Source organism: Pseudomonas artemisiae (genome assembly GCF_057128685.1).
This window is the reverse complement of record NZ_JBSKHS010000019.1, coordinates 21,928-47,002: the sequence shown is the minus strand read 5'-3', so window position 1 is coordinate 47,002 and position 25,075 is coordinate 21,928. Positions and strand designations below refer to the sequence as shown.

Below are 25,075 nucleotides of genomic sequence, written 5' to 3'. Positions count from 1 at the left end.
TCAAGACCGGGGGTCGAAGGCATCACGCAACGCCTCACCAATGAACACCAACAGGCACAGGATCACACCTAAGGAGAAGAATGCGGTCAGCCCTAACCAGGGCGCTTGCAAATTCTGTTTGCCTTGGGCGATCAGCTCGCCCAGGGACGCACTCCCGGCCGGCATGCCGAAGCCCAGGAAATCCAGCGCGCTCAAGGTGGTGATGGCGCCGGTAAGGATGAACGGCAGGTAGCTCAGGGTGGCGTTCATGGCATTGGGCAGGATATGCCGCAGGATCACTCGGCGCGCGGGCAGCCCCAGGGCGCGCGCGGCTTTCACGTACTCCAGGTTACGCCCGCGCAGGAACTCCGCCCGCACTACGTCTACCAAGGCCAGCCACGAGAACAAGGTCATGATCCCCAGCAGCCACCAGAAGCCAGGCTCCACAAAACCAGACAGGATGATCAACAAATACAGCACCGGCAGGCCGGACCACACCTCTTGCAAACGCTGCCCGAGCAGGTCTACCCAGCCCCCGTAATACCCTTGCAGCGCGCCAGCGGCGACACCGATCAACGAGCTGAGCAACGTTAGCGCCAGCGCGAACAAGATCGACACCCGGGCGCCATGGATCACCCGCGCCAGCACGTCACGGGCCTGGTCATCGGTGCCCAGCCAGTTCACCTCGCTGGGCGGGCTTGGGGCAGGGCGGGCCAGCTCATAGTTGGGGGTGTCGGGGCCGAAGGCGATGGGTGGGAACAGCATCCAGCCGTCTTGCTGGGTGATCAGCTTACGGATGTAGTCGCTACGGTAGTCTGGCTGGAAGGGCAACACCCCACCGAACTGTTGCTCTGTGTAGCGCTGGAACACCGGGAAGTAATACTGCCCGTTGGCCTTGAGCACTAGCGGCTTGTCATTGGCGATCAGCTCGGCGCCCAGGCAGAGCATAAACAGCAGGCCGAACACCCACAGCGACCACCAGCCCCGCCGATGTTTGCGAAAACGGTCCAGGCGCCGCCGTGCCACGGGAGAAAGGCGCATCAGGCGTTCCTCGAAAAATCGATACGGGGGTCGACCAGGGTGTAGCAGATATCACCCACCAGCTTGATCAGCAGCCCGAACAGGGTGAACAGGAACAACGCGCCGAACACCACCGGGTAGTCGCGCGACACGGCCGCCTCATAGCTCATGCGGCCCAGGCCGTCGAGGGAGAAGATCACCTCGACCATTAGCGAGCCGGCGAAAAATACGCTGATAAACGCTTGGGGCAGCCCAGCGACCACCAGCAGCATGGCGTTGCGCAGCACGTGGCCATAGAGTACCCGCCGCTCGCTCATGCCTTTGGCGCGCGCGGTCACCACGTATTGGCGGGTCACTTCATTGAGAAAGGCGTTCTTGGTCAGCATGGTCAGGCTGGCGAAGCCGCCGATAACCAAGGAGAACACCGGCAGTACCAGGTGCCAGAAATAATCGGCCACTTTGCCCAACGGCGAGAGTTCGTCGAAATTGTCCGATACCAGCCCCCGCACCGGGAACCAGTCCAGCCCGGTGCCGCCGCAAAATACGACAATCAGCAGCATGGCGAAGAGAAACGAAGGCATGGCGTAGCCAATGATCACCGCGCTGCTGGTCCACACGTCAAAGGGGCTGCCATGGCGCACGGCCTTGCGAATGCCTAAAGGAATGGAGACCAGATAGGTAATGAGCGTGGCCCAGAAGCCCAGCGAGAGGGTGACCGGCATCTTTTGCAGAATCAGGTCAGTCACCTTGGCTCCGCGGAAAAAACTCTCGCCAAAATCGAACACGGCGTAGTGCTTAAGCATCAGCCATAGCCGCTCGGGGGCAGGCTTGTCGAAACCGTACTGGCGTTCGATGCTCTTGATCATCTGCGGGTCCAGGCCACGGCTGGCGCGGGAGCCGCCCAGGGCGCCCTCTCCACTACCGCCCCCGACAGCGCGGTCACCCACGCCCTGCAAGCGGGCGATGGCTTGTTCCACCGGCCCACCGGGAGCGGCTTGAACAATTACAAAATTCACTAGCAGGATCGCCACCAGGGTAGGAACAATCAACAGCAAACGGCGCAGGATATACCGGGTCATGGTCGCTGCCCTTCAACACTGCGCTTGGCCATCTGCTCTGAGGTCAGCGCAGTGGGGCTCACTTCCCACCAGGTATCCGGCGCCTCTTCATAGGCGGCTTGCACCGCCGGAATACCGAAGCGGTTCCACCACACCGTGGAGGTGCCTGGGGGGTAATAGTTGGGTATCCAGTAGTGATTCCATTGCAGGGCACGGTCCAAGGCATGGGCGTGATTGACCATGTCCTCATAGCTGCCGGCCTTTACCACGCCATCGATCAGGCTATCCACGGCCGGGTTGCGTAGCACCATGTAGTTGCCCGAGCCCGAATCGGTGGCTGACGCCGAGCCAAAGTAGTTGTACAACTCCAGGCCAGGGGAGGCCGATACCGGGTAGCCGGCCACGATCATGTCGTAGTCCCGGGCCATCAGGCGGTTTAAGTATTGCGAAGGGTCGATCCGGCGGATTTGCAGGTCGATGCCGATTTGCGCCAGGTTGCGTTTGTAGGGCAGCAGCAGCCGCTCAAGGCTGCTTTGGGCATTGAGGAAGGTAAAGCTCAGGGGGGCACCTTGGGCATTCACTAAGCGATCACCACTGGGGTGCCATCCGGCCTCGGCCAGCAACTGCAGGGCCCGCAGTTGCTTGTCCCGAATGTTTCCGCTGCCGTCGGTGACAGGCGCCTGGAACGCCGGGCCGAATACTTCCGGCGGGAGTTGATCGCGCAGCGGCTCCAGAATTTTTAGCTCTTCGGGGGTAAGCGCTCCGGTGGCGGCCAGGGGGCCGTTGGAGAAAAAACTCTGCTGGCGCACGTACAGGTCGCGCATCAGCTGGCGGTTGCTCCACTCAAAATCCCAGAGCATGGCCAAGGCTTCCCGCACCCGGCGGTCCTGAAACAGCGGGCGGGCCAGGTTGAACACATAGCCTTGGGCCGTTTGCAGCCCTTTGGGGGCCAGGTGTGCCCGTTGCAGGCGGCCGTCATCCAGCGCGGGCCCTGCGTAGCCAATGGTATAGGCGGTGGCGGAGAACTCACGGTTGTAATCGAAGCCGCCGCCGCGCAACACCTGCCGAGCCACTTCGATGTCCCCAAAATATTCCACCGTGACCCGATCGAAGTTGTACATGCCCTGGGTTACGGGTAGGTCCTTGCCCCACCAGTCGGGGTTGCGCTCGAACACAACACTGCGGCCGTTGTCGACCTTGCTCACCCGATAAGGGCCGCTGCCCAGTGGTGGCTCGAACCCCCCGCCATTGGCAAAATCCCGGCCTGCCCACCAGTGCTTTGGAAAGACCGGCAGCGTGGCCACATCCAGGGGAAGGGTACGGCTGTCGCGGTTCTTGAAGTCGAAACGCACGTGGCGCTCGCCTTCCACCACCACCTGGGCGACATCGGCGAACTGGGCACGGTAGCGCAGGCTGCCCTGAGTCATCAGTAAGTCGAAGGTAAAGCGCACGTCCTCGGCGGTAATAGGTGTACCGTCCGCGAAGCGAGCACGGGGGTCCAGCTCAAGGCGTAGGCTCAAGCCATCAGCACTGAGCGTTAGCGAACGGGCCACCAAGCCATAGACGGTATAGGGCTCATCCAGGGAGCGTACCGCCAAAGGTACGTACACCAGGCCCTCGATCTGGGAAACACCAATGCCTTTGTCGATAAAGGGCATAAGGTGGTCGAACTGGCCAATATCCATGGCCGCGCGGCGAAAGCTCCCGCCTTTGGGAGCAGTGGGGTTTACGTACTCGAAATGCTCGAAGCCCGCTGGGTATTTCGCAGCTTCCCCATAGACGGTCAACGCATGGGCAGCCCAAGCTTGAGGCGATACGGCTGAAAGCAGCGCCAAAGCGCAACACACAGAGAGGGAAACCGAGCGCATGGGCAACCTTGAGCGGGTGTGCGAAGAAATATTCGGTTGCAATCATGCACGTCCGCGCGCAGAAACAAAACGGCTCGCTTAAAAGCGAGCCGCCGGTGCGCCGGTAACGAGTCAATCCTGGCGGCTGGTAACCTCTAACAGGTGATAACCGAACTGGGTTTTCACCGGGCCCTGTACAACATTGATCGGGGCGCTGAACACTACCTGATCGAATTCCTTGACCATTTGCCCGGGGCCGAATGAGCCCAGATCGCCGCCTTGGCGGCTCGATGGGCAGGACGAATTGGCCTTGGCGACTTCAGCGAAGTCGGCGCCGCCTTCGATCTGGTTCTTGAGTTCGTTGCACTTTTCTTCGCTGGACACCAGGATGTGGCGGGCGGTGGCTTTAGCCATGGGAATCACTCCTCGATAAATGAACGAAACAGCCTAACCTGCGCTGGCGTATCAAGCCAGTGCTAAGCGTTGTGATTCGCTAGCCCCGTTGCCGAGCCTTGCCAAGCAAGGCGCGGACGTGTCGGACCTATTCGCCTGCTTCGCTGGCTCCTACAGGCTGACCTGCGCACCTGTCCCACCCTCGGTGCAGTTCAGGGTGTAGGAGTGAGCGATAGCTCGCCAAAGCTGCATCGCGAGGGTTGTCTACGGCCCGAATGAAAGAAGGCGCTGCGCAATGCCGCTTCGGTAGCTTCCCAGCCCAAACAGGCGTCGGTGACCGATACGCCGTAGCGCAAATCCCCGCCCAAGGCCTGGGCGCCTTCGAATAGATGACTTTCCAGCATGACCCCCACCAGGTTGCAATTGCCCAGGCGGCGTTGATGCAATACCTCAGCCAGTACATCGGGTTGGCGGGTAGGGTTTTTTCCACTGTTGGCATGGCTGCAATCGACCATTACACGGGTGTTCACGCCGGCCTTGCGCAAATCGGCCTGGGCCTGGGCCAAATGTGCCTGGCTATAGTTAGGCCCCTGGTGGCCGCCGCGCAGTACCAGATGGCAGTCTGGGTTGCCGTTGCTTTGGAGCAGGGCCGGGTGGCCCTCCAGGCCCAGCCCGAAGTAGCAGTGAGGGTGGGCGGCACTGCGGATGGCGTCACAAGCAACCCCTAGCGAACCATCGGTGCCGTTCTTGAAGCCCACCGGCAAGCTCAAGCCGCTGACCATCTCCCGATGCACCTGAGATTCAGTCGTGCGTGCGCCTACCGCGCCCCACGCCAGAAGGTCGTCGAAGTACGCCGTGGCCAAGGGTTGCAGCAGCTCGCCGGCCAGCGGTAGACCCAGGTCCAAGAGCTGGAGCATCAGTTCCCGGCACAGGCCAAGGCCGTGGTGCATATCCTGGCTGCCATCCAGGCGCGGGTCGTAGAGCAGCCCCTTCCAGCCTACGGTGGTGCGAGGCTTCTCCACATAAGCGCGCATCACAATCAACAGCTCATCTTGTAACTCATGGGCCAAGGCGGCCAGTCGAGCGCCGTAGGCTACGGCAGAGGCTGGATCGTGCAGCGAGCAGGGGCCTACAACCACCAGTAAACGCTCGTCGTGGCCAGCCAGAATGCTACGAATATGCTGGCGGTGCTGTTGGACCTGGGCACCTAAAGCGGCGCTCAAGGGTAGCGTTTGGCGCAATTCCAAGGCGGTGGGAAGCCGCTGGCTCGCAATAGGCTGGGGTGCCAATGGCAAGGGCTGGGCAAGGCTGGAACAGGTGAGGGTAGGGGTAACCAGGGTAGTCATGGGCAAACCTCGTTGCCCGCCGCGTATCAGGCACGCAGGCGGGTGGGTGTCGGTGTTCGTAAGCGCGCACAGGCGCGAGCGTGGGGCGTGCCGCCTTGGGTGGACCGAACGCAGGCGGCGGGCTGGGCCGAATGGGGTTGGGTAAATCGCCAGGTGTGGTAAACAAAGCAGCGGTAGGTGGCGTGATACATGGTTGTCTCCAAACAGTTAACGGGGCAGGAAAACAAAACCCCCAGTCGGGTGGCCGACTGGGGGTTTTTGGAAAAACGCTGTCAGGCTACCCGGCTAGTGGGCGCCTGTGTGAAAAGTCACCGGCGCCAGAGGCTAAACCAGTAACCAAAATAAGACCGGGCACAGGCATTGGCGCCGCGCACAACGTCACCGGCCCAGTACTGGGAGGCGCGGGTGGCGTAAGTGGCAGGTGATGCGAACATGCTAGTGTCTCCAGATCAGGCTTGGAGCTTACGTGAGCGTTCCGGCGACTGCAATGCCCCGGTGCTTTTGCCTGGGCCTAGCTGTGGAGTAACCATGGAACTTGAATTCAACGCAGCCAGCGAAGCCGACCTACCCTTTGCCCGAGCCCTCGCGCGGCGCGGGATGATGCCTTATTACACGCGCCACGGCTTGTGGTGGCGTGACGAGGATTTTGACCAGGGCTGGAGCTGGCGAGAGAACTATCTGCTGCTCCAAGAGGGGCGCGCCTTGGGTTTCGTCAGTCTGAGCACCGATGCGCGCGCATTGTATATTCGTGAGCTGCACGTACTGGCCGAGGCGCAAGGGCAAGGCATTGGCTCGGCGGTGCTGGACCACGCCGCCGAGCTCGCCGCGGCGCGCAGGCTGCCACTGCTGCGCCTTATGGTGTTCAAGGATAACCCTGCCCAGCAGCTCTATCACCGCAAAGGCTTGCGGGTAGTGGGGAGCGACGCCTGTTTCTGGCGCATGGAACGCCACCTCAAACTCGCGGATGCGCCGCCTATGGCTTTTCTCTAACCGCTTTTGAACGCAGGGCATCGTAGTGCTGCTTTTCCAGGGGGATCGCGTTGGGCTTGCCCAATTCTTCCATTGGAATGCGATAGGTTTCACGGGCGGTAAAGGCGGCCAAGGCCGCGATAAGGGTCACGGCAAAGGCGATACTGCCCACGGCAATGGGAATATTATCCGAGCCAGGCGGCGCTACAGCGGCGAACAGCGCAGGCAGCAGCGCAGTAATCAGGGTGCCCAGGTTCTGGGAGATCGCCATGGCGGACACTCTGTAGCGGGTGTGGAACAGCTCCGGATAAAAGCTTGGGAACACGGCGTTATACCCCTGATACACCACGCCCCACATCAGGATCGACATGCCGAACGCCAAGGGGACGTTCTGCACGCTAATGGCATGCAGGTAGGCAAAGGACAGCACGCCTGCCCCCAGCGCGCCACCGATGATCATGGGCCTGCGCCCGACGTTGTCGGACCAGTTGCCTACGAAAGGAATGACCAGCACCGCCACCAGGTTGCCGATCACCGGAATCCACAGGTACACACTCTTGGGCATGCCGATCCCATAGGCCGGCTGCACGGCATAAGCCGCGCCAAAAATCGTTGCCACGACCGGGATCACGTTCATCAGCGCCATGCAGGTGACCAGGCCCATGTTCTGCCAGTTTTTCTGAAAAGCCTCGGCCACCGGGGATCGCGTAACGGCACCCCGGGCTTCGGCTTGGATGAACGCAGGGGTTTCCTGCACCTCTCTACGGATGATCACCCCGGCGATAAGTACCACGGCGCTAAGCAGGAATGGAATCCGCCAGCCCCAGCTATTGAAGGCGTCATCGGACATGAAGTAGGCCAGCGGCAGGAAGATCGCCGCAGCGAAGATTTGCCCAGCCTGTACGCCCTGCAGTGTATAGCTGGCGTAGTAGCCCCTTCGGCCAAAGGGGGCATGCTCCAAAATCATCGAACTGGCGCCGGAAATCTCCCCTGCTACCGCGAACCCTTGGATAAGCCGCAGCACCACCAGCAGTGTCGGCGCCAGCAGGCCCACTTGGTTATAAGTGGGTAACAAACCCACGGCCATGGTGGCAAAACCCATCAAGAACATGCACATCAGCAGCACGTTCTTGCGCCCCCGGGTGTCCCCCAGGTGACCCAGTACGAAGGCGCCGATCGGGCGGGCCACGTAGCCCACGCCATAGGTCGCCAAGGACGCGACAATGGCAACTTTTGGGTCGGTGGATGGGAAGAACACTTGGGGGAAAATCAGGGCCGCGGCTTGGGCATAGATAAAAAAGTCGTAGTACTCCAAGGCCGAACCAACCCAACCGCTGGCAGTCGCTTTTCTGGTCTGCCGCGCGCCGGGCGAGTGGCTGTCAGGGTGGGCCATGGGTGTCTCCGTGCTTTTATTATCAGCGGGCCGTGGCAGTGCCAGAATGGCAAACCTAATCGGGGCGCACATGAATATCAGCCGTACAGAAGGGCGTCAACACGAGCGCATGCCCGGTAAAGGGCGTTGGATCAACGCACCACGCCTTGGTGCCAAGCCGAGACGCGTGGCATGCCTGGGTTTCGCCTGCCTCGGCACTTAGCGTTCTGCTTAGGGTCGAAGCGGCATCTTTATAGCCTGGAAGGAACCCTGGACGTGTGGTGGATGGAAGTGCTTACGGCCTTGAAGGAAGAATTCGCGGACATCGGCGACCTCGAGCAAGTGACCAAGGTGATCGCGCGACTGCTGGTCGCGGCCTTGCTGGGTGGGCTTTTGGGCTATGAGCGGGAAAACAAGGGCAAGGCGGCTGGGGTGCGTACCCATATGCTGGTATCACTGGGGGCTGCCTTGTTTGTGATGGTGCCGCAAATGGCCGGTTCCCAGGCCGATGCCTTGAGCCGAGTGGTGCAAGGCATAGTCGCAGGCATTGGCTTTCTGGGGGCGGGCACTATTCTCAAGGGCCAGCGGATGGATATTCACCAAGTCAAAGGCCTTACCACGGCGGCAGGGCTATGGATGACGGCGGCTATCGGTACCGCCGCCGGCCTGGGGCGAGAAGCCACGGCAGTGCTCAGCACCCTGCTGGCCTGGGCAGTATTGGCCCTTGGGCCACGCTTGCTGGCCAAGGCAGAGCGCGAACACGACAAGCCTTGATCGCTCAGGGCAGAATCTTCGCCGTTCTTTCGTACAAGGCAAATATTGTCCACGCTAGCCCAAGCGATTTTGTTCGGTCAGCCGTTGCACCGCCAGGCGCCGGTAATAAGAGGGGGTCATGCCTTTGAGTTGCTGGAAGCGCCGATTGAAGTTGGAAATATTGTTAAAGCCGGACTCGAAGCACACCTCCGTAACCGGTTTCCTACCATCGGCCAGCAGTTCACAGGATTTGCTGATGCGCAGGCGGTTGACGAATTCCACGAAGCTACGCCCAGTGGACTGTTTGAACACGCGGGAGAAGTAGCTCGGCCTCATGTTCAAGTGCGCCGCCACTTCTTCGAGCGACAGCTCACGACTGTAATGGGCAAAGATATAATCCACCGCGCGGTTGGTGCGTTCTACGTTGCTTTCGTCGGCCAGGTCGACCGCGCTGGCGGCCGACAGCAGGAGATAGTTGTCGGAGTTGGCCAGGGCTTCCATCAGGATGAGAAAGTAGCCGATCCTGCTGATCCCCTGACTGGCGGCGATTTGCTCCATTAACACAGTGGCTTGGGCGATCAGGTTTCGATCCCTGAACTCGATCCCATAACGCGCCCGTTCCAGTAAGGGAGTGAGGGATTTTAGCTCTGCAAACGCCAGGGAATTGGGATCGAACAGCGTATCGGTGAAGTTCACCAGCATGTCCCGTTCCGGGAAATGCTCGCAGTCATCCAGTTGGCTGATCCAGTTATGGGGTAGGTTGGGGCCTGTGAGAAACAAACTGCCAGGTGTGAAGTTGCCTATGTAGTCGCCGATAAATACTTTTCCTGAACTGGCGGTGATCAAGTGAAGCTCGTATTCCTTATGGAAGTGCCAGCGCACCAGAGGACAAGGGAAGCCGTGCTGGCGATAAATAATGGACAAACCGGCGTGGTCATCCATGAGTTCATAGGAAGGGTCGCTCTGTCGGGTAGGCTTGTTCATTGCAAGTCTCGAATCCGGCGCCATGCACGCTGAGGTGAGCATAGCGGCGCATTCTTCTCAAACCAAGCCCGCGATCAGTGATTCACAACTTCGAATTAGCCGGCAGCGGCTTTAGGCAGCGTGCGCAAGCTTTGTAGCGCTTCATGTCGCTGGCGCAAGGCTTGGCTGGCCTTGCCCTCGCACTGGTGACGCATGGCCGACGCCAAGGCTTCGATGATACCCAGCGCGCTGGCATGGCACTCACCCAGCACCGGGTGGTTGGACGGCGCGTACAGGGTATGGCTCGCTACCCGTGCCAGTGGCGACGCTGGGGAATCGGTGATGGCCAATACCAACGCCTTGCGCGTCTGAGCGTACTTGGCCAGGGACAATAAGTGATCGCTATAAGGCGGCAGTGACACCGCGAACAGTACGTCTGATTGAGCAATGCCTGCCAAGCGACAGGCTGCTGCCTCGCTGCCGCCTTCTGTGCTCACCGCCTGCGCCTGTTGGCAAACCGGGAGGAATGAGCAGGCCGCCAGGCCAGCCAGATGATGGCAGCTACCGAAGCCTAGGGTGTATACCCGGTTGGCACCGATCAAGGCCGTGGTCATGGCGCTGAACGTGGTATCGGCATTGGCTGCGATAGCGGCGTCCATGTTGCCTTTAACAACACGAACCTGCAGTTCCAGCGCAAAGGCCCGATTAGAACGCTGCTGCAGTTCGTGCCGCACCTTATCGGTCGGGGAAATCAATGCGAGCAGGTTTTCGACCAAGGCCGCGCGCAGGCCAGTGAACCCGGCCAGTTGGATGGCATGGGCCAGGCGGTTTACAGCTGCTGTAGAAGCCCCGGTCGCAGCGGCAATCTCGTCGATATTCATCGTCGCCGATCGCATTGGGTTGCGCAGTATGAAGTCGGCGACCTTGCGTAACGCGGGTCTCAGGCTAGGTGACACGGTCACGAGGCTTCTCATGACCGGCGTATCGTAAACCAGGCTGCCGGTGATATTAAGCATGGTTTTTCCCCTCGGGTGAGGTTGTGTATAAGTAATTTTCAGCCCGAGTGTAATCCGGAAGAGTGGAGGATCCAAGGGTAAAACTGCAAAAAAACAGCCAGATTGAAGGGGAGTTTCGCTTTCAAATTTGATTTGTTAATCGCTGCACGCAGACGATGGGGATGAAACCCTGCTTACGTGCCATCGTAGCCTGCGGTGGCGGAGAATCCCAATAATTTTCAATGGGTTAGGATAAAGGAGTAAGGCGGGTGGGTACTGCTTTTTTATGGCGCCAAATTTGGTTCGGGCAGATGCCGTAACATTTGTACATATATAAACTTTTGAAAAGTTCCGCGCGCTGGCTATAGGAAGAGGGCGTACGTTAAGACAAGCACAGGTACAGGGCCGTATATGCCCTGTACAAGGTATTGGATCATGCTGGCAGCAATGCCCGCACGGCGTCCCTAAGGCTGTCGATGTTGAAGGGCTTACCGAGTGTCTGAACGCCTTCAGGCAGCTCCATGGTATTTCCGTAGCCGCTTGCAACCAGCACAGGCAGGCCGGGGCGTAATTGGAGCGCCAGCTTGGCCAGGTCTACGCCATCCTTATCAGCGTCGCCCAACCCCACATCGGTAATCAGTAAATCTATACCGTGGTCAGTGTGCAGTTGGTTGGCCGCCGCCTCCCAGCTATCGGCTTCGGCCACGGAAAACTCGAGTTCTTCCAACACGTCCACCATCAGCATGCGGACAATGTCATCGTCCTCAACCACGAGGATCTTGGAAGGGGCGTGTGCTGGCATGGGTACTTTCCGTCGATAAATAAAACACGGTTGACTAAGGCGTTGGTGCCGCTCGCGCGTCGGTGTTCACGGGAGGCAAAGCATCATCGCTAACCGAGTATCCTACGTGAAATCCGGCGCATTAATAAGAATTTTCAGTGTTGCCATAAAGGATGCGGGACCAGATGCAAATTTTTTGGCACACTCCGCCGCTGACCTCAGTTGGGCCATGGACATGAACAGACGCTTTTCCCTCGATGAGTTTGCTTTTCGCAAGATTCTGATGCGTAACGTAGCACTGCCTTTAGGCGTGGGTGTTGTCAGCGTCCTCGTGTTCGCGGGCCTGCTTAGCTACCTGATGTCGGTCATTGGCTGGGTCGACCATACCGACCGAGTGATCAATAACGCCAACGAGGCCGCTAAGCTTTCCATTGATAAAGAAACCGGCATGCGCGGGTATCTGCTGACCGGCGACGAGCATTTTCTTGACCCTTATGAGGTCGCCAAGCCGCGGATCTCCACGGAACTGGAAAGCCTGAAGGCCTTGGTAGTCGATAACCCTCAGCAGGTGGATCGGCTAAACCGCCTGGAAGGCCTGCAAAAAGCCTGGGATGCATTCGGCGAGGAAATGATTGCCATGCGTCGTCAGGGCGCGGACTTTCGTGCCGCCGTACAGGCAGGCCGTGGCAAGCGCCTAACGGACGAAATACGGATTGAGTTCGAAGCGTTCGTGGCGATGGAGCAGCAACTGCGTGTCCAGCGCAGTGAAGAGGTGACCCGTACCACCTGGGTATCAGTAGGGTTGTATCTGATGTTCGTGATACTGCTCAGCAGCTTGCTCGCTTACCGGGGGCGGCGCGACCTGCTCAATCTGTCTGACCAGTATGGCGACATCCTCGACGCGCAGAACCTCAGTGCCGAACGCCTCGAGGCCCAGGCCTGGCTACGTACCGGGCAAACCGAACTGGCCGAGCAGGTATTGGGGCAGTTGACCGTGCAGGCATTGGGCACCAATGTTCTTCGGTTCTTCTCGCACTACCTGGGCAGCGTAGTGGGCGCCATTTATGTGCGTGACGAACAGGGCAACCTGCGCCGGGTTGCGACCTATGGTTTTTCCCGCGAGCAGGAAAGCCGCGATCAGGTAATACGCCCGGCCGAAGGCACGGTTGGCCAGGTCGCTACCCAAGGCCGCCTGCACCGGCTCGATGATGTGCCTGCAGACTACTTTAAGGTGGCCTCGGGCCTGGGCGAGGGCTTGCCTAGAAGCGTAACGATATTGCCTGCGATCAATGACGGGCAAGTGAACGCTGTGATCGAGTTGGGCTTCTTGCGACCGCTGGCAGAGCGTGACATTGCCTTCCTTGAATTGATCGCGGGGAATGTGGGTACCTCCATCGAGGCCGCTCGCTATCGTCAGCGTTTGCAAGAAGTGCTGGCCGAAACCCAACAGCTCAACGAAGAGCTGCAGGTGCAGCAGGAAGAGTTGAGAACCGCCAATGAGGAGCTTGAGGAGCAATCCCGAGTATTGAAAGAATCCCAGGCGTACCTGGAAACCCAGCAAGCGGAGTTGGAGCAGACCAACGAACAACTGGCAGAGCGCACCGAGGCCCTGGCCAGCCAGCGCGATGCCCTGGAGCAAGCGCAGGTTCAGCTTGAAGAGCGTGCCGACGAGCTTCAGCGCTCCAGCCGGTACAAGTCTGAGTTTCTGGCCAATATGTCCCACGAGCTTCGCACGCCGCTCAACAGCTCGCTGATTCTGGCCAAGCTGCTGGCGGAGAATCCCGAGGGCAACCTGAGCGCGGACCAGGTGAAGTTCGCCGAGTCCATTTATTCGGCCGGCAATGACTTGCTGAATCTGATCAATGACATCCTGGATATCTCCAAGGTAGAGGCCGGGAAGCTGGATGTACGCCCTGAAAACACCAACGTACAGCGCCTGGCTGACAGCCTGCGCGTGATGTTCCAGCCTCTTGCGTCCAATAAGGGCCTGGAGCTGAGCGTGCGAGTGGATGACCATGCACCCAAGTCGATGTTCACTGATCGTCAGCGGGTGGAGCAGATCGTTAAGAATCTGCTGTCCAATGCCCATAAGTTCACTGAGAAGGGCCAGGTAAGCCTGACCATTACCCGTGAGGGCGAGCGCAATATCGCCTTTATCGTGCGCGACTCTGGCATCGGTATCGCGCCAGACCAGCAACAAGTGATTTTTGAAGCCTTCCGCCAGGCAGACGGCACCACCAGCCGCCGTTACGGCGGCACAGGCCTGGGCTTGTCGATTTCCCGCGACCTGGCAGCGTTATTGGGTGGCGCCATCAGCGTGAGCAGTACGTTGGGGCAGGGCAGCACCTTTACCCTGGTGTTGCCTGAGCACTATGAGCCTGGCTTGGTGCCCAGCCAGGGTGAACCACGCATTCTCGCCAACCCCAGCCCGGCCACGCAGGCGCCTATGCCCTTGGCCGCGCCCGTCCCGGTGGCACCGGTTTCAGTACCGCTGCCACGCTTCCCGGACGACCGCGAGCGAGAGGTTTCGGCGCAGCGTTGCATACTGGTGATCGAGGACGAACCGAGCTTTGCTCGCATCCTCTACGACCTTGCCCATGAGCTCGATTACCGTTGCCTGGTGGCCCATGGCGCGGATGAAGGCTTTGACCTAGCCGAGCGCTTCGTGCCAGATGCCATATTGCTGGACATGCGCCTGCCGGACCACTCTGGGCTGACGGTGTTGCAACGGCTGAAGGAACAGGCCGCCACTCGCCACATACCGGTGCATGTGATCTCCGTGGAAGACCGGGTAGAAGCAGCCATGCACATGGGCGCGGTCGGCTATGCGGTTAAGCCCACGTCTCGCGAAGAACTCAAAACCGTGTTCGCGCGCCTGGAAGCCAAGCTTACGCAGAAGCTCAAGCACATTCTGCTGGTAGAAGACGATGACCTGCAGCGCGACAGCATCGCGCGGCTGATTGGTGACGAGGACGTGGAAATCACCGCCGTGGGCTATGCCCAAGAGGCGTTGGACCTGCTTCGCGAGAATATCTACGACTGCATGATCATCGACCTGAAACTTCCTGACATGCTCGGCAACGATTTGCTCAAGCGCATGTCTACGGATGAGATTCGGTCGTTCCCGCCGGTGATCGTCTATACCGGGCGCAACCTGACCCGTGAAGAAGAAGCCGAACTGCTCAAATATTCCCGGTCGATCATCATCAAGGGCGCGCGCTCACCTGAGCGCCTGCTCGACGAAGTGACGCTGTTCTTGCACAAAGTCGAGTCTCAGCTGTCCCATGAGCGGCAGAAAATGCTCAAGACCGCGCGTAGCCGAGACAAGGTGTTCGAAGGCCGGAAGATTCTGGTAGTGGATGACGATGTACGTAACATCTTCGCCCTTACCAGTGCCCTGGAGCAAAAAGGGGCGGTGGTCGAAATAGGCCGTAACGGGCGTGAGGCCATTGAGCGGTTGAATGAAGTTGAAGAGATCGACTTGGTACTGATGGACGTGATGATGCCAGAGATGGATGGCTTTGAAGCGACTCGGGAAATCCGTAAGGACCCCCGTTGGCGTAAGCTGCCAATCATCGCCGTGACCGCCAAGGCGATGAAGGATGATCAAGAGCGCTGCCTGCAAGCGGGCGCCAATGACTACCTGGCCAAACCTATCGAGTTGGACCGGTTGTTCTCACTGATACGTGTGTGGTTGCCACAACTGGAGCGCATTTGAGTGGGCAAGGCATGCAGGATGATCGAACAGGCGCGTCGGCAATGACCGGTGAGCGCACTCTGGATATTGAAATCCGGCTGTTGATCGAAGCTATTTACCTTAAGTACAGCTACGACTTTCGGGATTACTCCGGCGCCTCGGTCAAGCGCCGGGTGCTCCATGCGCTTCGTCAGTTCGACTGCCGTACGGTGTCAGCGCTGCAGGAGCGGGTGCTGTACGACCCCGCGGCCTTTACCGAGCTACTGCAGTGCCTGACGATCCCGGTCAGTGAAATGTTTCGCGACCCGGAGCATTTTCTGGCGATTCGCAGAGATGTGGTGCCCTTGCTCAAGACCTACCCCTCGCTCAAGCTCTGGGTCGCCGGCTGTAGCACGGGCGAGGAGGTGTATACCCTGGCCATCTTGCTGCGCGAAGAAGGCTTGTTGGACCGTACGTTGATCTACGCGACCGACATCAACCCCACATCGCTGGAGCGAGCCAAGCAAGGTATTTACTCGTTGGAAGCCATTCGGGCTTATACCGAGAATTATCAGCGAGCTGGAGGTAAACGTAGCTTTTCAGACTATTACACGGCGGCCTACGACCACGCGATTTTCGACAGTAGCCTGCGGGACAACGTTACCTTCGCCGACCATAGCCTGGCCACCGATAGTGTCTTTTCCGAAACCCATATCATCACGTGCCGTAATGTTCTTATCTATTTCAATAAAAAATTGCAGGAACGCGCTTTTGGCCTGTTTCATGAATCCCTCTGTCATCGTGGCTTCCTGATGCTGGGGGCCAAGGAAACCTTGGACTTCACCGCTTACTCCAGCCGTTTTGAAACCCTGGCGCGCTTCGAGCGGATTTACCGGAAACTATGAAAGGGCGTTGGCCATGAAGCGTGCCCGCGAGGCAGTGGTGGTAGGCGCGTCCGCCGGTGGGGTAGAGGCCATGCTAACGGTATTGAGCGCTCTGCCGTCGGATTTCACGCTGCCGTTGATCATTGTGTTGCATATGCCAGAAGGGCGTAGGAGTGAACTGTCTACGGTGTTCGAGCGCAGGTTGCGCCGGCCCGTGCGGGAAGTCGATGACAAAACCGCCGTGGAATCTGGGGTCATCTATGTGGCGCCGCCCAGTTATCATCTGTCCATCGAGCAGGACCGCAGTTTCTCGCTCAGCGTGGAGCCCCGCGTGCATCACTCCCGCCCCTCGATCGATGTGCTCTTCGAGTCGGCTGCCGACGCATATGGCCAGGCCTTGGTGGGAGTGCTGATGACTGGCGCCAGCCACGACGGTGCCTCGGGTCTGCTGGCTATTCACCGTGCCAGCGGCCTGACGGTGGTGCAAGACCCGCAAGAAGCGAGGGTTGCGACGATGCCCGAGGCGGCGCTTCGGCTGTTCCGGCCCGACCACATTCTTACTTTGCAAGGCATCGGCGAGCTGCTCGCTGATCTGGACGCAGGCACATGTTAAGTCAAAGCCCCACCAAGTTATTGATCGTCGATGACCTGCCCGAAAATCTGTTGGCACTGGAAGCGTTGATCAGAAGTGGTGAGCGCGAAGTCTATAAGGCCTTGTCCGCTGATGAGGCCCTGGCGCTATTGCTCCAGCATGAGTTCGCCCTGGCGATACTCGATGTACAGATGCCTGGCATGAATGGCTTCGAGCTGGCCGAACTGATGCGCAGCACGGAAAAGACCAAGCATATTCCCATCGTATTCGTTTCCGCGGCGGGCAGGGAAATGAACTATGCCTTCAAAGGTTATGAAACCGGCGCGGTAGATTTTCTGCAAAAACCCCTGGACACCCTGGCGGTCAAGAGCAAGGTCAGCGTATTCGTGGACCTGTACCGCCAGCGCAAAACCTTGAAAGAGCAGCTTGAAGCCTTGGAGCGCAGCCGCAAACAGCAGGAAACCTTGTTGCTGCAACTGCAAGCGACCCAGAGCGAGCTGGAACATGCCGTGCGCATGCGCGACGACTTTATGTCAGTGGTCTCCCATGAAGTGCGCACGCCGCTCAATGGTTTGATCCTCGAGACCCAACTGCGGAAGATGCATGTTGCCAAAGGCAACGCCCAGGCCTTCACGCTGGATAAAATGCGCGGCATGGTCGAACGCGACGAGCGCCAGATCCAAAGTCTTATCCGCTTGATCGAAGACATGCTGGACGTAGCCCGGATCCGCACCGGCAAGCTGTCTATTCGGCCCGCCCGTTTCGATCTGGCGCAACTGGTCAGTAACGTGGTCGACCGCTTTACGCCCCAAGCGACCCAGGCCGGTATGGTGATCGAATACACCGGTAACAATCCGGTAATAGGGGAATGGGACGAGTTTCGTATCGAGCAGGTGGTGGTGAATCTGCTGACCAACGCTTTGCGCTACGGTGGCAAGGGCGTGGTGGAAGTCTCTGTGGATGTGGCCTGCGATATGGCGCGGGTGAACGTACGAGACCACGGTGCTGGGATCAGCCCAGAGGACCAACGGCGTATTTTCATGCAGTTCGAACGGGCGTCCAACCGCCACGGCATTGCCGGCTTGGGGTTGGGTTTGTTTATTTCAGAACAGATCGTTTCTGCTCACAGCGGCCGTATTACCGTGCAAAGCAAGCCCGGCGAAGGGGCGTTGTTTAGCATCCATCTGCCGCTGGTTTCCTGCCCCGCTTAACGACGCAACCTCTTATGGCACCCGCGGTCACATGGGCAGCCAAGCAGACATGACATAGGCAACGCAATGAGTGGAGACGCGCAAGACGTAGTGCTGATCGTTGAGGACGAGCCTTTGATACGGGCTAACCTCCGCGAGTACTTGCATGGAGAGGGTTACCACGTAGTGGAGGCCGAAAATGCCGTTGAGGCGTTCGACATCTTGTCGAGAAAACCTCACCTTGACCTGATGATTACGGATTTCCGATTACCGGGGGGCATTTCTGGCGTTGAAATCGCCGAGCCCGCGGTAAAGTTGCGCCCGGACCTGAAAGTCATTTTTATCAGCGGCTATCCGATGGAAGTGCGTGAAAGCAAGCACCCTATCGTCAAGCGCGCGCCCTTGCTGGCCAAGCCCTTCTTGCTGGATGACTTGCACACCTTGATGCGCAAAGAGCTTATTTGAGCGGGCCGGCCTTGAGCTCCTGCTGCAATAGGGGGTCATCGGGGTTTTGTTGTTCCAGCACCGCCAGGGCCATCTGCACATTTTGCAATTGCCCGGCGGCCTTCCAGTATTCCATCAACAGCACCCGCGCCTTGCGGTTCGCTGGCTGCCGCCTCACCAGTTGATCGAGCTGGGCCTGGGCAGCCTCTGGCTGTTCCAAGCGATGCAGGCTGGTGGCCAGGTCGATACGGTAGACACCATGGTTGGGCGCCAGCTCTACAGCCCGGGCCAAGGCGAGCAGGGCGTACTCGGGCTGCCCATGGTCCAGCAACCACAGCCCCAACTCGTGTTGCAAAAAGGCATCGTCCGGGTGTTCGCGAAGGGGCGCCGCCAGGGCTTCTCGCGCGGCGTCAGGCTGCCCAAGCGTATCCAATGCCCGTGCTAGCAACACTCTAGCTTGCAGGGTGCCCGGGCTTAGCGCCAGGGCATGCTGTGCCGCCTCGGCGGCCTGCTTAGGCAGCCCTTGGTGGAGCCTTACACGGGCGAGCTCCAACTGGGCACTGACGTTGCCGTTCTGCGCCCGCAAGGCCTGGCCCCAATCATCGATTACCGCTTGCAGCCCGGTGAAATACACGCCTAGGTCGTCTGGCGAGCTGTCCATCAAGCGCTTGGCGGCCTGATAGCGTATGGCAAGGTCTGGGTCGTCCAGCAATGGGCCCAAGGCGGTGGCGCGGGCCTGGCCTTCGGTCAGCTGCGCCAGCGCGTCTAAGGCTGCCAGCCTGACCGAAGCCGCCGAGCTGTCAAGGCCTGCTTGAGCGAAGGCCAATGCTCTGGCGCTAGGGTACGCTGGCAATGCGGCATATAGCGCAACCCGAGCAGTCTCGGACAAATCAGAGCGGCTTAATTGTTGATAGAGCAGCCGCGCCGCGCCAGCATCGCCTGACCGCGAAGCGCGTAGGGCCGTTTCGTAACTGTGCTGGGGCAACACCAGTGCGGGCGCTGGGGCAGGGCGGGTAAAATAGCCCAGGGCCAGCAGGGCGATCAAGGCAAGGCCAGATACCAGTAACATTCGTGTAGCACGGGTCATGCGTTGTTCCGTCAGGGCAATGCTCACAGCTTCGGTCACCTGCCCTGATGAGTCAAACGGCCTGATACAAGGCCTGGTCTAGTGGCGCGCGGCCAGTTCAGCGCCCAAGGCTGCCTTGGCGCCGCTACGCCACTGGGCCAAGACGGCCAGCAACACCAACACACAGGCGCCACAACCCAGGGCAAAGGCGAGCCATGCATGGCCTTGGGCAACCAAGTACAGGCCCGCGCCAGTCGCCAGGGCTTCGGCCAGCGCCCAAGTAAGGGTTAGCACTGCCATGGCGAAAGCTGGCCGCCCTGGAAATACACTAAGCGCCATGACCTGGTAAAGAGGGCCGAAAATCATCTCCCCCAAGGTGAGCAGCAGTACTGCTGTCAATGCGGCCATGGGCGCGAGCCCTGCGTAGAACAAGGCGCCCACCCCGCCGGCCATGGCTGCATTCGCGCCGATGACCAGCAGCACTCGGCGCTTGCCTGCCAGCAGTCGGGTCAGCGGTAACTGAAGTACAACGATCAGGCCGCTACTTAAGGCGAACCATAGGCCTATGGTTTCCGGCTGCAGTTGCTGTTGGGCATGTAGAGGGAACACGTTATAGAACTGGCTGAAGGCAAAGAACGACAGCGCATTGATAGCTAGAAACACGCCGGCGGCCTTGAAGCGAATGGGCGCCCTGGCCTGGTTCTGATGTACCCGCGCCACACCCTGTTGGCTGGGGCCCAGGCACAGGCATAGGGCCAGGGTAAGCAGGCAGTAACCCAGCGGACCTAATAGGTAATACTCGGGAAAATGCTTGAGCACCATGGCCGACCCGTAGGGGGTGATACCCGCGCTGAGGTTAAGGGCTACGTTCTCCAGAGAAAACGCCTTGACCTCGTTTACCCCGGTATGGCCCGCCGCAATATAGGTGAGCTGTGCCAGCGTACCCAGTGAATGCCCCAGCCCGAACACGCATACGAGCGGTAGCCAGGCGGCCAGGCTGTAATAGCGTTGCTGGTGCAGCAGGTACAGGCCGACTACGGCGCCTGCGATCAGCACCTGGGTCAGGCCCATCAACAGGCGAAAGTCTGCTTGGCCGACCCAGCGTACGAATAACAGCGAACCGGCTCTGTTGGCCAGGGCGACACTGGCCCCTAGCGTACTTACAGCGCCAGCGGAGAAGAATGCTTGGCCGTCGAGCCACACTGCGAAGAACGAGAACAGCAGGCTCCAACTGCCCCAGGTGGTAAAGCGAATCAGGTAAAGGGCCATGGCTGGTTAGTCCAGGCTAAAGATCGGGGCCATGGGGCCACGGTCGGTGATCAGCCGCAGACCGTTCAGGCCCGTCAACACATCGGCCTCAAAGCCGCTGAACATGCCCACCCAGGCATAATCGGACGTCCCCACCGGTGGAACCACGGCGCCGTCTCGGGCGAAGCGGGTGTGGCGGGCTGACTGGGGCGCAAGCTCAAGGGTTTGGAGTACCGCCGTGTCGGCCAGCCCATACCATACGCCCAGGGTTTCAAGGTTGGCCGGGCGTAGCGCGGGCAGCCGCCGCTGAAGCTGGGGTAGCGGCAGTAGCAGTACGTGAGCCAGCAGCTCATGGGGGAGCATGCCCGAGGCCAAGGCCACCTGTTCGAGCACGGTAGCGCCGCCGATGCGCCCAGCGTTGGCGTCAATCAGGTGTAGCCCACGGGGGCCCACGATGCATTCGCAATGAAACCAGCCATCTCGGTACCCAGCCACGGCAAACATCTGCTGCAGGCTCTCCCAGCCCAGCGCTTGTTGTTGCGCCGTAATGCGATCGTTGGCGGGGAAGCGGTTGGCCACTTCGGTCAGGCCTATCCGTGTGCGGCGGGAAATACCCACGCGGTGGAGCACTGTCTGCGCCATGTATCCTTCGAAGCTGATCAAAGTGCCCTCCAGACAAGGCTGCAGCAGCCAGCGCTGGGCCTGTAGCGCAAAGTGGCGGGCCAAGTGCACGCGTATCTGCCCCAGCGCCGAACTGCCACCGGCGATACGGCCCACGGCTTCGCCACCTGAGCAGCAGGCAGGCTTGACAATCCAGGCCCCCTCGCTGCTATCGAGGACTGCCGCCAGGCTTTCTGGGGCGCAGGCATCGAAGGGGTAGGTCGGCGGTGATAACGCTCTGGCATAGGTAGCCGCGGTGGCTTTATCGCTCAAACGCACCACGGCATGGCCGGGGTAGGCCCAGCCGTGGTTGAGCGCGACGGCCTCCACCAAGGGCCATTGTTCGTCGAACAGCGTGGTTACGGCGCAGATTTGCCGACGAAGTTCGCTGTGGTTGGCTAAATACCGCTCGATGCTTTGGGCCTCCAGGGCCACGGCGTGAAAACGGTGGGGAGAGAAGCTGCCCCAGGTTTGTGCCGGGCGGTCACTGCGATCGCCCATCACCAGCGGCTCAAGGTCGTAAGGGGCCAGAGCCTCTTCCAGGTATTTGAGCGCAACGTTCCCGATGCCCAGGATCAGCAGTTTATTGGTCTTCATGGGCGGCTTCCTCTACCGAGCGCAATAACAGGTCGCGGATGGGTGAAGTGAATAGCTCAGGCTGCAAGGTCACCCGGGCAATGGTCACTGTCTGATTGATACACCCCAGGTAAAGGCTGGCGCCCTTGGCCAGTAGCCGCTGCCGCAAATGCTCGGCGGCCTGCTCGCTGCCCGGCTGCCAGGTCACGAAATTGGTGGCTGACGGGTAGACAGCCAGGCCAGCGGCCTGGGCCAGCGCCACGAATTGCGCCCTGAGGGCCTGGGTAGCGGCGATGACCAGGCGTTGGTGGGCGTCCTCGCGCAGGGCGTGCAACGCCAGCCGCTGGGCCAGGCCGCTGACCGCGTAATGCACCTTGGTTTGGTTGGCCACCTCCAGCACAGACGCTGGCGCCATGGCATAGCCGATACGCGCGCCAGCCAAGCCAAAGGCTTTCGAGAAGCTGCGCAGGCGCACCAGGTTGGGCAGCAAGCGAGTGCTGCCGGCCTGGCCGAAGGCTTCGTAGGCCTCGTCCAGCAGCAGCAAGGTGCCCCTCGGCAAGGCCCTGGCAAAGGCCTCGATGGCCTGGGAAGAGTGCTCGCTGCCGGTGGGGTTATCCGGGTTGGCCAGGTACACTACTCGGGCCTGACTACGCTTGGCCTGGCGCGCCAACGCCGCCAGGTCCGCGCGGGGGGTGCCGTTATCCATCAGATAGTCTACCGGCCGCGGCACCAGCCCCAGCGACCGGGCGAAGTATTCGAAGGTGGGGTAAGTGCCGCAAGCATGCAGTACCACACTGCCAGGGTCGGTAAAAGCGCGCAGAAACAGAAAGATCAGCGCGTCGGCCCCTGCGTCTACCAGCAGCTCTTCAATGGCCAAGGCATGATGGCAGGCAAGGGCGTGGCGTAGTTCGTAGGCAGCCGGATCCGGGTAGCATCGGGCTTCTTCCAGCAGGGCTTGACCGTAAAGCCCGGTTAGCGCCTCACTGTACAGCGGTAGTGCTTCATTGGCGCTCAAGCGGGCGGTGATGGCAATGCCTGTGCGCCGTTCGAGAGCAGCTATCCCTGGAAAGGGGTTACTCGGCAACGGGTGGCGTAAGTGCCGCGCAGGCATTAGAGGTCCGCTGCTCATAGCACATTCCTGTGGGGCTGGTTGAGCAGCAGCGCCTTGAGGCAGGTGGCTGCCTTGTAACGCAGCTCGGGTAAAGCCTGGCTGGAGTAAAACGCCACGTGAGGAGACCACAGCACCTCAGGTGCGAGCATTTCCACCGGCGGAGGGTTCGCTTCGTCGGCATAGACATCCAGTGCCACGCCGGCCAGCCGCCCTTCGCTGACAGCTCGTGCCAGGGCATTGGGCTCGATCAGGCCGCCACGGGCGGTGTTCACCAGGTACTTGCCGGTCAGCCGCCGAAGCTCGGCTTCGCCGATCACGCCTTGGGTGTCAACGGTCAAGGGGGCATGCAGGCTGACCAGGGCGCAGCGGTCCAGCAGTTCATGCAGGCTTTCACAGCGTTCGAGGCCCAGGCTTTTTTCCCAGCCGCTGGGGCGATAGGGGTCGTAGAACGCCACCCTGCAGCCGAAGGCGCTGAACCTGCGCGCTACCGCGGCGCCGATCCGCCCCAAGCCCACCAGGCCAATGGTCATTTCGCTGAGCCGCGGCAGCATGCCCAGCTTGCGCCAGTCCCAACTGCCCCTACGCACGCTGGTGTCACCCAGGCGAACCTTGCGCAGTAAAGCCAGGGCCATGGCCAGGGTATGATCGGCCACTTCTTCGACCCCGTAATCGGGTACGTTCGCCACCACCAGCCCTTGGCCATGGGCGGCCCCCAGGTCGATGTTGTCGACGCCCACCGCGGCCCGTACCAGTGCTCGGCAGCGGCCCAGCCGAGCCAAAGCATCGGCGGGCAGCGGCACCAAATGCCAGCAGATAACCCCGTCACAGGCCAACGCTGTGTTTGGGAGGGTGTGCAAGGCATCGGTGTGTACCAGGCGCACGTCCACACCCGAGCCCAGCACCTGGGTTTCGATGCTCAGGTCGTTCACATAGGTGTTTCGTTGAGCGTCGAGCACCAGTACCCGGCAGCCCTCGAGTGTATTGCAGGCTATTGGGGGAACACGCATGGCTCGCCCTTCCAGTTGGTGAAGTGAATGGTCTCCACCCCGTCGGCATCGGTCTCGATGCGCGTGGCGGGGCCGCCCAACTCCAGGGGCAACGTGTGCTTGCCGGTCACGTGTGGAATGACCAGTTCGGGTACTGCCAGGTTGGATATATGCCGCTTGAGCTGGCGTAGCAATTCGATGGCTTGCCGGGCAGGCGCGGCATAGCGCCCATGGCCAGGTGAAAACGGCATGAACTGGTACAGGTAGTGGGGCGTGATGCCAGCCCGGTACAGCCCCATGCACAGGGCGCGCAAGGTATCGAGGCTATTGTTTATGCCGCCCAGGAACGGAATATTGGCAAATAGCAGCGGTACTGACCGTTGCAGGCTGCGGGTAGCGCTGAAAAACGCCGGGGTCAGTTCCCTGGGGTGGGCAACGTGCAGGCCGACGGCTACTACGCCGTGGCGGGCGAAGCTGCGCAGCAGTGCTTCGTTGACTCTAAAGGGGTTGAAGGTCAATGCCCGCGTGTGCACCCGCACGATGATATCGGGGCGTGCCGCGCGTAGGCCGCCGAGCAGCGCATCGATGCGCGCGTCGGACAGCATCAGTGGCTCGCCCCCGCTTAAGATGGCCTCTTCCACGCTGGGGGTGGCGGCCAGGTAGTCGAGGGTGGCCTGCCAGGCGGGCGCTTTCATGGCGGGTTTGGCCGAGCGGTGTTCCAGTGTGCGCAACGCTTCATAACAAAACTGGCAATAGGCGTGGCACACGTTGGAAGCGCGGATGATCACCCGATTGTCGTACTTATGCTGGCAGGTGTCCGTGACCATCTCATGGGCCTGCTCCCAGTTTTCTGTCTCCCCGTTGTATTCCAGTGGGCCTTGGGCGCTGAACTCGGGAATGGTTTGCAGCCAGATCGGGTCGTTCTCAAGGGGCATCCGGTGCGCGTCCGTTTCCACCAGCCTCAAACTGTAGGGGGTGAGCGATACCCGCCGGCTGTCGAAGGCCGCGCGCAAGGTATCGAGCCTGGGACTGCCCGCCAGCCCCGGGAAGGCTTTGACCAGTTCTTCCAAGGTGGTCACGCTGTGGCGCTGCTGCCACTTCCAATCGGCCCAACAGGGCAAACCTGAAACCGGGGTCATCTCGCCTCCTTGTGCTGCACGCCCCTC

At 60.3% G+C, this 25,075-nt stretch carries 23 protein-coding genes; 7 read left to right on the top strand and 16 right to left on the bottom strand.

From position 1 onward, the window contains the following. From ACWKV4_RS18280 to ACWKV4_RS18255, 6 genes are all read right to left on the bottom strand, one after another. Positions 1–1,023: an ABC transporter permease gene (locus tag ACWKV4_RS18280; protein ID WP_483833544.1), complete on the bottom strand. Its 1,023-nt coding sequence runs from the start codon at positions 1,021–1,023 to the stop codon at positions 1–3. Then, on the bottom strand, positions 1,020–2,078 hold the full coding sequence (locus ACWKV4_RS18275) for a microcin C ABC transporter permease YejB (RefSeq protein ID WP_483833520.1): 1,059 nt from the start codon (positions 2,076–2,078) through the stop codon (positions 1,020–1,022). The genes ACWKV4_RS18280 and ACWKV4_RS18275 overlap by 4 nt, the downstream gene beginning before the upstream one ends. Beyond that, on the bottom strand, positions 2,075–3,925 hold the full coding sequence (locus tag ACWKV4_RS18270) for an extracellular solute-binding protein (RefSeq protein WP_483833519.1): 1,851 nt from the start codon (positions 3,923–3,925) through the stop codon (positions 2,075–2,077). The genes ACWKV4_RS18275 and ACWKV4_RS18270 overlap by 4 nt, the downstream gene beginning before the upstream one ends. Before the next feature lie 111 nt (positions 3,926–4,036). After that, positions 4,037–4,318, bottom strand: coding sequence for a peptidylprolyl isomerase (locus tag ACWKV4_RS18265; protein ID WP_483833518.1), 282 nt, complete (start codon positions 4,316–4,318; stop codon positions 4,037–4,039). 191 nt (positions 4,319–4,509) lie between these two features. Continuing rightward, complete coding sequence (locus tag ACWKV4_RS18260; RefSeq protein ID WP_483833517.1) at positions 4,510–5,643, bottom strand: 3-deoxy-7-phosphoheptulonate synthase; 1,134 nt, start codon at positions 5,641–5,643, stop codon at positions 4,510–4,512. 308 nt (positions 5,644–5,951) lie between these two features. After that, the gene (locus ACWKV4_RS18255) at positions 5,952–6,077 is read right to left on the bottom strand and encodes a hypothetical protein (RefSeq protein ID WP_483833516.1); all 126 of its coding nucleotides are present in this window, start codon (positions 6,075–6,077) and stop codon (positions 5,952–5,954) included. A gap of 94 nt (positions 6,078–6,171) precedes the next feature. Between ACWKV4_RS18255 and ACWKV4_RS18250 the strand changes: the two genes are divergently transcribed. After that, positions 6,172–6,633, top strand: coding sequence for a GNAT family N-acetyltransferase (locus ACWKV4_RS18250; protein ID WP_483833515.1), 462 nt, complete (start codon positions 6,172–6,174; stop codon positions 6,631–6,633). Here the strand turns inward: ACWKV4_RS18250 and ACWKV4_RS18245 are convergent. After that, on the bottom strand, positions 6,617–8,005 hold the full coding sequence (locus ACWKV4_RS18245; protein WP_483833514.1) for an MFS transporter: 1,389 nt from the start codon (positions 8,003–8,005) through the stop codon (positions 6,617–6,619). The two genes, ACWKV4_RS18250 and ACWKV4_RS18245, sit on opposite strands and share 17 nt — an antisense overlap. A gap of 249 nt (positions 8,006–8,254) precedes the next feature. On the opposite strand from ACWKV4_RS18245, the gene ACWKV4_RS18240 reads away from it, so the two are divergent. Further along, positions 8,255–8,758, top strand: a complete 504-nt coding sequence (locus tag ACWKV4_RS18240; RefSeq protein ID WP_483833543.1) for an MgtC/SapB family protein — start codon at positions 8,255–8,257, stop codon at positions 8,756–8,758. Positions 8,759–8,812: 54 nt separating this feature from the next. Here ACWKV4_RS18240 and ACWKV4_RS18235 read toward each other — a convergent pair whose 3' ends face one another. The 3 genes from ACWKV4_RS18235 to ACWKV4_RS18225 form a co-directional block, all read right to left on the bottom strand. After that, a complete protein-coding gene (locus ACWKV4_RS18235) occupies positions 8,813–9,721 on the bottom strand; it encodes an AraC family transcriptional regulator (protein ID WP_483833513.1) in 909 nt (302 codons plus the stop codon). A gap of 95 nt (positions 9,722–9,816) precedes the next feature. Next, positions 9,817–10,716 carry a MurR/RpiR family transcriptional regulator gene (locus tag ACWKV4_RS18230; protein ID WP_483833512.1) on the bottom strand — a complete coding sequence of 300 codons (900 nt, stop codon included), beginning with the start codon at positions 10,714–10,716 and terminating at the stop codon, positions 9,817–9,819. Between the two features lie 412 nt (positions 10,717–11,128). Continuing rightward, the gene (locus ACWKV4_RS18225; RefSeq protein ID WP_483833511.1) at positions 11,129–11,497 is read right to left on the bottom strand and encodes a response regulator; all 369 of its coding nucleotides are present in this window, start codon (positions 11,495–11,497) and stop codon (positions 11,129–11,131) included. A 214-nt stretch (positions 11,498–11,711) separates the two neighbouring features. Between ACWKV4_RS18225 and ACWKV4_RS18220 the strand changes: the two genes are divergently transcribed. The 5 genes from ACWKV4_RS18220 (at position 11,712) to ACWKV4_RS18200 (ending at position 18,283) form a co-directional block, all read left to right on the top strand. After that, positions 11,712–15,194 carry a response regulator gene (locus ACWKV4_RS18220; RefSeq protein ID WP_483833510.1) on the top strand — a complete coding sequence of 1,161 codons (3,483 nt, stop codon included), beginning with the start codon at positions 11,712–11,714 and terminating at the stop codon, positions 15,192–15,194. A 41-nt stretch (positions 15,195–15,235) separates the two neighbouring features. Next, a complete protein-coding gene (locus ACWKV4_RS18215; protein ID WP_483833509.1) occupies positions 15,236–16,057 on the top strand; it encodes a CheR family methyltransferase in 822 nt (273 codons plus the stop codon). Positions 16,058–16,070: 13 nt separating this feature from the next. Beyond that, on the top strand, positions 16,071–16,649 hold the full coding sequence (locus tag ACWKV4_RS18210) for a chemotaxis protein CheB (protein ID WP_483833508.1): 579 nt from the start codon (positions 16,071–16,073) through the stop codon (positions 16,647–16,649). Beyond that, the gene (locus ACWKV4_RS18205) at positions 16,643–17,839 is read left to right on the top strand and encodes a hybrid sensor histidine kinase/response regulator (RefSeq protein WP_483833507.1); all 1,197 of its coding nucleotides are present in this window, start codon (positions 16,643–16,645) and stop codon (positions 17,837–17,839) included. The genes ACWKV4_RS18210 and ACWKV4_RS18205 overlap by 7 nt, the downstream gene beginning before the upstream one ends. 66 nt (positions 17,840–17,905) lie before the next feature. Next, positions 17,906–18,283: a response regulator gene (locus tag ACWKV4_RS18200; protein WP_483833506.1), complete on the top strand. Its 378-nt coding sequence runs from the start codon at positions 17,906–17,908 to the stop codon at positions 18,281–18,283. On the opposite strand, the gene ACWKV4_RS18195 is transcribed toward ACWKV4_RS18200, so the two are convergent. The 6 genes from ACWKV4_RS18195 to ACWKV4_RS18170 form a co-directional block, all read right to left on the bottom strand. Beyond that, entirely contained in the window at positions 18,276–19,349 is a 1,074-nt protein-coding gene (locus ACWKV4_RS18195; protein WP_483833505.1) for a tetratricopeptide repeat protein, read from the bottom strand. The genes ACWKV4_RS18200 and ACWKV4_RS18195 overlap by 8 nt on opposite strands. Positions 19,350–19,427: 78 nt before the next feature. Beyond that, on the bottom strand, positions 19,428–20,597 hold the full coding sequence (locus tag ACWKV4_RS18190; RefSeq protein WP_483833504.1) for an MFS transporter: 1,170 nt from the start codon (positions 20,595–20,597) through the stop codon (positions 19,428–19,430). A gap of 6 nt (positions 20,598–20,603) precedes the next feature. Beyond that, complete coding sequence (locus ACWKV4_RS18185; RefSeq protein WP_483833503.1) at positions 20,604–21,833, bottom strand: ATP-grasp domain-containing protein; 1,230 nt, start codon at positions 21,831–21,833, stop codon at positions 20,604–20,606. Next, on the bottom strand, positions 21,820–22,941 hold the full coding sequence (locus tag ACWKV4_RS18180) for an aminotransferase class I/II-fold pyridoxal phosphate-dependent enzyme (protein ID WP_483833502.1): 1,122 nt from the start codon (positions 22,939–22,941) through the stop codon (positions 21,820–21,822). The genes ACWKV4_RS18185 and ACWKV4_RS18180 overlap by 14 nt, the downstream gene beginning before the upstream one ends. Then, complete coding sequence (locus tag ACWKV4_RS18175) at positions 22,938–23,930, bottom strand: C-terminal binding protein (protein WP_483833501.1); 993 nt, start codon at positions 23,928–23,930, stop codon at positions 22,938–22,940. Before ACWKV4_RS18175 ends, ACWKV4_RS18180 begins: the two co-directional genes overlap by 4 nt. After that, entirely contained in the window at positions 23,912–25,048 is a 1,137-nt protein-coding gene (locus tag ACWKV4_RS18170) for a KamA family radical SAM protein (protein ID WP_483833500.1), read from the bottom strand. The genes ACWKV4_RS18175 and ACWKV4_RS18170 overlap by 19 nt, the downstream gene beginning before the upstream one ends. Positions 25,049–25,075 lie beyond the last annotated feature (27 nt).

Bases quoted from the DNA above. Each gene is read 5' to 3' on its own strand.
- ACWKV4_RS18215 (WP_483833509.1), top strand. From the start codon at position 15,236: ATGACCGGTGAGCGCACTCTGGATATTGAAATCCGGCTGTTGATCGAA.
- ACWKV4_RS18190 (WP_483833504.1), bottom strand. From the start codon at position 20,597: ATGGCCCTTTACCTGATTCGCTTTACCACCTGGGGCAGTTGGAGCCTG.
- ACWKV4_RS18265 (WP_483833518.1), bottom strand. From the start codon at position 4,318: ATGGCTAAAGCCACCGCCCGCCACATCCTGGTGTCCAGCGAAGAAAAG.
- ACWKV4_RS18200 (WP_483833506.1), top strand. From the start codon at position 17,906: ATGAGTGGAGACGCGCAAGACGTAGTGCTGATCGTTGAGGACGAGCCT.
- ACWKV4_RS18225 (WP_483833511.1), bottom strand. From the start codon at position 11,497: ATGCCAGCACACGCCCCTTCCAAGATCCTCGTGGTTGAGGACGATGAC.
- ACWKV4_RS18220 (WP_483833510.1), top strand. From the start codon at position 11,712: ATGAACAGACGCTTTTCCCTCGATGAGTTTGCTTTTCGCAAGATTCTG.
- ACWKV4_RS18175 (WP_483833501.1), bottom strand. From the start codon at position 23,930: ATGCGTGTTCCCCCAATAGCCTGCAATACACTCGAGGGCTGCCGGGTA.
- ACWKV4_RS18210 (WP_483833508.1), top strand. From the start codon at position 16,071: ATGAAGCGTGCCCGCGAGGCAGTGGTGGTAGGCGCGTCCGCCGGTGGG.
- ACWKV4_RS18255 (WP_483833516.1), bottom strand. From the start codon at position 6,077: ATGTTCGCATCACCTGCCACTTACGCCACCCGCGCCTCCCAGTACTGG.
- ACWKV4_RS18180 (WP_483833502.1), bottom strand. From the start codon at position 22,941: ATGAGCAGCGGACCTCTAATGCCTGCGCGGCACTTACGCCACCCGTTG.
- ACWKV4_RS18250 (WP_483833515.1), top strand. From the start codon at position 6,172: ATGGAACTTGAATTCAACGCAGCCAGCGAAGCCGACCTACCCTTTGCC.
- ACWKV4_RS18185 (WP_483833503.1), bottom strand. From the start codon at position 21,833: ATGAAGACCAATAAACTGCTGATCCTGGGCATCGGGAACGTTGCGCTC.
- ACWKV4_RS18245 (WP_483833514.1), bottom strand. From the start codon at position 8,005: ATGGCCCACCCTGACAGCCACTCGCCCGGCGCGCGGCAGACCAGAAAA.
- ACWKV4_RS18205 (WP_483833507.1), top strand. From the start codon at position 16,643: ATGTTAAGTCAAAGCCCCACCAAGTTATTGATCGTCGATGACCTGCCC.
- ACWKV4_RS18260 (WP_483833517.1), bottom strand. From the start codon at position 5,643: ATGACTACCCTGGTTACCCCTACCCTCACCTGTTCCAGCCTTGCCCAG.
- ACWKV4_RS18195 (WP_483833505.1), bottom strand. From the start codon at position 19,349: ATGACCCGTGCTACACGAATGTTACTGGTATCTGGCCTTGCCTTGATC.
- ACWKV4_RS18230 (WP_483833512.1), bottom strand. From the start codon at position 10,716: ATGCTTAATATCACCGGCAGCCTGGTTTACGATACGCCGGTCATGAGA.
- ACWKV4_RS18235 (WP_483833513.1), bottom strand. From the start codon at position 9,721: ATGAACAAGCCTACCCGACAGAGCGACCCTTCCTATGAACTCATGGAT.
- ACWKV4_RS18170 (WP_483833500.1), bottom strand. From the start codon at position 25,048: ATGACCCCGGTTTCAGGTTTGCCCTGTTGGGCCGATTGGAAGTGGCAG.
- ACWKV4_RS18270 (WP_483833519.1), bottom strand. From the start codon at position 3,925: ATGCGCTCGGTTTCCCTCTCTGTGTGTTGCGCTTTGGCGCTGCTTTCA.
- ACWKV4_RS18275 (WP_483833520.1), bottom strand. From the start codon at position 2,078: ATGACCCGGTATATCCTGCGCCGTTTGCTGTTGATTGTTCCTACCCTG.